Below are 4,496 nucleotides of genomic sequence, written 5' to 3' on the forward strand. Positions count from 1 at the left end.
ACGGCGCTGAGCGTGGCGGAAAATCTGCGCTTCTGGCGCGATTTTTCGGGCGCGGATTTCTTGAGCGCTGAACAGGCGCTGGAAACGGTTGGGCTTGATGGTATCGGACATCTGCCGTTCGGCTATCTCTCCACCGGGCAACGCCGCCGCGCGGCGATCGCAAAACTGCTGGTCAGCCGGCGGCCATTGTGGCTGCTCGACGAGCCGACGGCCGGTCTGGACAAGGCTTCGGAAGAGCGATTCGCCCGATTGATGATGCAGCATCTGGAAGAGGGAGGCATTATCGTCGCGGCGACGCATCTGCCGCTAGGGATAGAGGGGGCGCAAGAATTGAGGATGGGGGAAAGCGGGTGATGTCGGCGATCCTTCCCACCCCCCTCTGTCCTGCCGGACATCGGCAAAAGCATCTCAACCGATGCTAGCCCTCTTCCTGCGCGATATCCGCCTCAGTATCCGTGCCGGCGGCGGGGCGCTGACCGGCGTGATCTTCTTTCTCGCGGTGATCGCCACGATCCCCTTCGGCGTCGGGCCGGACCTCAATCTGCTCGCCCGCATCGGGCCGGCAATCCTGTGGATCGGCGCCTTGCTCGCTTGCCTGCTCGGTCTCGACCGATTGTTCCAGGCCGACCGGGAAGACGGTTCGCTCGATCTTCTGGTGCTCGGCGACGACCGCCACATGCTGGCACTGACCGTGCTGACGAAATGCCTGGCGCATTGGGCGGGAAGCGTGCTGCCGCTGGTCGTCGCGGCACCCCTGCTTGGCCTGTTCATGAATATGGAGCCGATCGGCATTGGCGCCACGGCGCTGACCCTTCTGGTCGGCACGCCGGCGATCACTTTTATCGGCGCCGCCGGCGCGGCGGTGGCGGTGGCGCTGCCGCGCGGCGGGCTGCTGATCTCGGTGCTGGTATTGCCGCTGACCATTCCCGTGCTGATCTTTGGCGTCTCGGCAAGCTATGGCGCGGTGGCGGATCCCGATCCGTTCCTGCAGCCTTTCCTCATTCTCGCCGCGCTGACCTTGTTTCTTGCCGTGCTGGGGCCGGTTGCAGCGGCGCTGGCGCTACGTCATGGGGCGGACTAAAACTAAATTAGACGGCCGCCTGACCTCAAAGGCTGCGGCGCTGCTGTCGATTGCGAAGCCGACAGCGCAAGGTTAAGGGAGAGCATGTTCGAACGAAGCGGAATGGTCCGGCTGAAAGGTTTTGCGCCGGCGGAGCGAACGATATGAGCGCGCATGCGCTCTATGTGGCCGCTGCCTATGCCATCACGGCCGTGGTTCTGGCCGGGCTGATCGGCTGGATCCTTCTCGACCAGCGGGCACGCAAGCGAGACCTCGCCGAGCTGGAAGCGGCCGGTGTGCGGCGGCGCTCAGACAAGGCGGGGAAATCATGAGCATGGAGGCCAAAACGCCGGCGCGCGGGCGGCGCCTGATCGTGCTTTTGCCGTTGTTGATTTTCCTCGGGCTGGCTGGGCTGTTTCTGACGCAGCTGTTGTCCGGTCGCGACACGTCGGAGGTGCCATCGGCGCTGATCGGCCTGCCGGCGCCGCAGACCAATCTGCCGGCGCTGGAGGGCATGAATTTGCCGGGGCTCGATTCCAGGCAGTTCGCCGGTAAGGTCACGCTGGTCAACGTCTTCGCGTCCTGGTGCGGGCCATGCCGTGACGAACATCCGGTGCTGCTGGCGCTGTCGCAGGACAAGCGCTTCGTCATGTCAGCGCTCAACTACAAGGACCAGCCGGAAAACGCCCGCCGGTTCCTCGGCGATCTCGGCAATCCGTTCCAGGCGATCGGCGTCGACGCGGCGGGGCGCGCGGCGATCGACTGGGGCGTCTACGGCGTGCCGGAAACCTTCGTCATCGGCAAGGACGGCAAGATCGCCTACAAGCATGTCGGCCCGCTGACGCCAGGCTCGGCGCAGACGCTGCTTTTGCCGGAGATCGAGAAGGCGCTGGCCGCTCCGGGCTGAGACAGCGGAAACGCGATGGACGAACGAGACATCCGCGATCATTTCCTGGCTCAGGCGAAAGCCTGCGATGGACTTGGCTCGCCTTTCACCGCGAATTTATGCCGTGCGCTGGCCAAGGTTCTCGATGCAAACACCAGGACCGGGCAGGCGGTGCTCGGCTGGCTGGGTGACGCGCGCGCCGACGCCCTCGCATTGCGGGTCTGCGGCGCGCTGCATGCGTTGGTCCTGACGGGTGCCAGTGAGCGACTGGCACTCATCTATCCGCCCAACCAGACAAGCGAATCCGAGATCGCGGCGGTGCTGCCGGAAGCAATTGCGCGATCCGACGAGCGGATCGTCGCTGGCCTCGCCGGTGCGCCGCAGACCAATGAAATCGCCCGGTCGGCGATGCTGCTGCCTGGATTTCTGACGATCGCGCGGGAAACCGGCCTGCCGCTGGATCTGTGCGAGATCGGCGCCAGCGCCGGGCTCAATCTCCTGTTCGACAGCTTTCACTATCGCTACGGCGATGCCGAGTGGGGAGACCCGGCCTCCCCCGTCCGGTTGGCGCCGGAGGCGCGCGGCCGCGCTGTTTCGCTTGGTGGAGTGATCGACGTCCGCCATCGCGCCGGCTGCGACATCGCGCCGGTCGATCTCGCCGACGCAGCGGCGCGGTTACGGCTTCGGTCTTATGTCTGGGCCGATCAGGCAGCGCGGCTGGCCCGGCTCGACGCCGCGCTGTCACTTGCCGAAAAGTTTCCGCCGTTGCTTGTCAAAGCGGACGCGGCGGAGTTTGTCGAGAAGGCACTGGCCGCTCGGCAGCAGGGCGGCGCCTTCGTGCTCTATCATTCGATCATGTGGCAATACCTGCCACGGGCGACCAAGGATGCCATCACCGCCACCCTGGAGCAGGCGGGCAGACAGGCCACGGCCGCTGCGCCTATCGCAAGGCTGAGGATGGAGCCGCGCGATCCCACAAACAATTGGGCGGTACTCAGCCTTACTCTATGGCCCGGCGGCGAGACACGCCGCTTGGCCCATTGCGATTACCACGGCCGCTGGATCGAATGGATCGGCTGAGCCGATCAAACAGTTCTGGTTGCGCATGATCTCGTCCGAAAAGTCTGCAACTTTTTGCTGCGCTGACCTTCGGTTCGGGATCATGCGTTCGCCTCAGCCGTAGATCTGCTTGTGGACCTGATAGAGCATTTCGCTGCGGTCGGCGCGCATGTCGGCCAGATCGCGGCTGGAAAAGGAGTCGATTTCGGCGATGAGGCGGTTGTATTGCCGGCGCTTGGCGATGCTGGTGCGAGCGCGGCTCATGAGGCTGTCGAGAATCATAGCGAGGTTCCTTCTGTGCCGCATTGTTGCGGCAGGTTGTTCCTCCCTGATCGATATGGAGCATGACATAGTTATGGTGCGTTGCAAAAAGAAGATGTTGCAATGCACCATTGCACTGGACGCATAGCCGGTTAACGGCGCATGATTTGTTGTTTGCGGCAATGCGGCACTGCCGCGGGTTGCCTCGGTGCCTCAAGATGCGGTGAGACTGATATCAATGATCTTGCCATATCGATCGCCGGCTGGCTTGATCGCGCCGGCATTAGCGATTTGCATGACTGGGAGGGAAACCATGGCCGCCGAAGACCACTACGAGATTCTCGATCCGCGTTTTGCGCGGCTGTTCAACGGCAACGCGCTGGTGGAAAAGCTGTTCACCGGATGCCGGTGGGCGGAAGGGCCGGCATGGTTCGCGGCCGGCCGTTACGTCGTCTGGTCCGACATCCCCAACAACCGCATGCTGCGCTACGACGAGACCGACGGCAGCGTCAGCGTGTTCCGGCAGCCGTCGGGCAATTCCAACGGCAACACCGTCGACCGGCAGGGCCGGCTGGTCAGCTGCGAGCATTCGGGCCGCCGCGTCAGCCGCACCGAGCATGACGGCTCGATCACCACCATCGCCGACAAATGGCGCGGCAAGCGGCTGAACTCGCCCAACGATGCGGTGGTCAAATCCGACGGGTCGCTCTGGTTCACCGATCCGACCTACGGCATCGATACGGACTATGAGGGCGACAAGGCCGAGAGCGAGATCGGCGCCTGTCATGTCTACCGGGCCGATCCCGGCACCGGCGAGATCGAGGCTGTCATCACCGACATGGTCAGGCCCAACGGGCTTGCCTTCTCGCTCGACGAGAGCAAGCTCTATGTCGTCGATACCGGCCGCACGCATGGCGCGCAGAATCCGGCGCATATGCGAGTGTTCAATGTCGACAAGGGCGGCAAGAAGGTCTCCGGCGGAAAAGTCTTCGCCGAATGCACGGCCGGCCTGTTCGACGGTTTCAGGCTCGACGACCAAGGGCGCATCTGGACGAGCGCCGCCGACGGCATCCATTGCTACGATCCGGACGGGACGCTGATCGGCAAGATCAAGGTGCCGGAAGTCGTCGCCAATTGCGTGTTCGGCGGCAACAAGCTGAACTGCCTCTACATCGCCGGCACGACCTCGCTCTACATGGTCCGGCTGATGGTCAACGGCGCAAAGACGTA

General features: G+C 63.9%; 7 protein-coding genes. 6 read left to right on the top strand and 1 reads right to left on the bottom strand.

All coding sequences use genetic code 11. The annotated features are described in order from the left end of the window. The 5 genes from ccmA to E5W87_RS31745 form a co-directional block, all read left to right on the top strand. The coding region (gene ccmA / locus E5W87_RS31725) for a heme ABC exporter ATP-binding protein CcmA (RefSeq protein ID WP_292406775.1) at positions 1–354 on the top strand (354 nt) is incomplete at its 5' end. Positions 355–415: 61 nt separating this feature from the next. Continuing rightward, a complete protein-coding gene (ccmB, locus tag E5W87_RS31730) occupies positions 416–1,081 on the top strand; it encodes a heme exporter protein CcmB (protein ID WP_292406777.1) in 666 nt (221 codons plus the stop codon). A gap of 143 nt (positions 1,082–1,224) precedes the next feature. Next, a complete protein-coding gene (ccmD, locus tag E5W87_RS31735; protein WP_292406782.1) occupies positions 1,225–1,392 on the top strand; it encodes a heme exporter protein CcmD in 168 nt (55 codons plus the stop codon). Then, a complete protein-coding gene (locus E5W87_RS31740; RefSeq protein WP_292406785.1) occupies positions 1,389–1,967 on the top strand; it encodes a DsbE family thiol:disulfide interchange protein in 579 nt (192 codons plus the stop codon). Before ccmD ends, E5W87_RS31740 begins: the two co-directional genes overlap by 4 nt. Positions 1,968–1,982: 15 nt before the next feature. Next, on the top strand, positions 1,983–3,026 hold the full coding sequence (locus E5W87_RS31745; protein ID WP_292406787.1) for a DUF2332 family protein: 1,044 nt from the start codon (positions 1,983–1,985) through the stop codon (positions 3,024–3,026). A 93-nt stretch (positions 3,027–3,119) separates the two neighbouring features. Here E5W87_RS31745 and E5W87_RS31750 read toward each other — a convergent pair whose 3' ends face one another. Further along, positions 3,120–3,287 (bottom strand): hypothetical protein, encoded by a 168-nt coding sequence (locus E5W87_RS31750; RefSeq protein ID WP_287121051.1) that lies wholly within the window; start codon positions 3,285–3,287, stop codon positions 3,120–3,122. A gap of 292 nt (positions 3,288–3,579) precedes the next feature. On the opposite strand from E5W87_RS31750, the gene E5W87_RS31755 reads away from it, so the two are divergent. Beyond that, positions 3,580–4,496: SMP-30/gluconolactonase/LRE family protein (locus tag E5W87_RS31755; RefSeq protein WP_292406792.1), on the top strand; the 917-nt coding region annotated here is incomplete at its 3' end.

The sequence above is a fragment of the Mesorhizobium sp. genome (genome assembly GCF_004962925.1).
GTDB lineage: Bacteria > Pseudomonadota > Alphaproteobacteria > Rhizobiales > Rhizobiaceae > Mesorhizobium.

What these genes read in the sequence shown, in the direction of transcription:
- ccmB (WP_292406777.1), top strand. Translation starts at nt 416, where the DNA reads ATGCTAGCCCTCTTCCTGCGCGATATCCGCCTCAGTATCCGTGCCGGC.
- ccmD (WP_292406782.1), top strand. Translation starts at nt 1,225, where the DNA reads ATGAGCGCGCATGCGCTCTATGTGGCCGCTGCCTATGCCATCACGGCC.
- E5W87_RS31740 (WP_292406785.1), top strand. Translation starts at nt 1,389, where the DNA reads ATGAGCATGGAGGCCAAAACGCCGGCGCGCGGGCGGCGCCTGATCGTG.
- E5W87_RS31745 (WP_292406787.1), top strand. Translation starts at nt 1,983, where the DNA reads ATGGACGAACGAGACATCCGCGATCATTTCCTGGCTCAGGCGAAAGCC.
- E5W87_RS31750 (WP_287121051.1), bottom strand. Translation starts at nt 3,287, where the DNA reads ATGATTCTCGACAGCCTCATGAGCCGCGCTCGCACCAGCATCGCCAAG.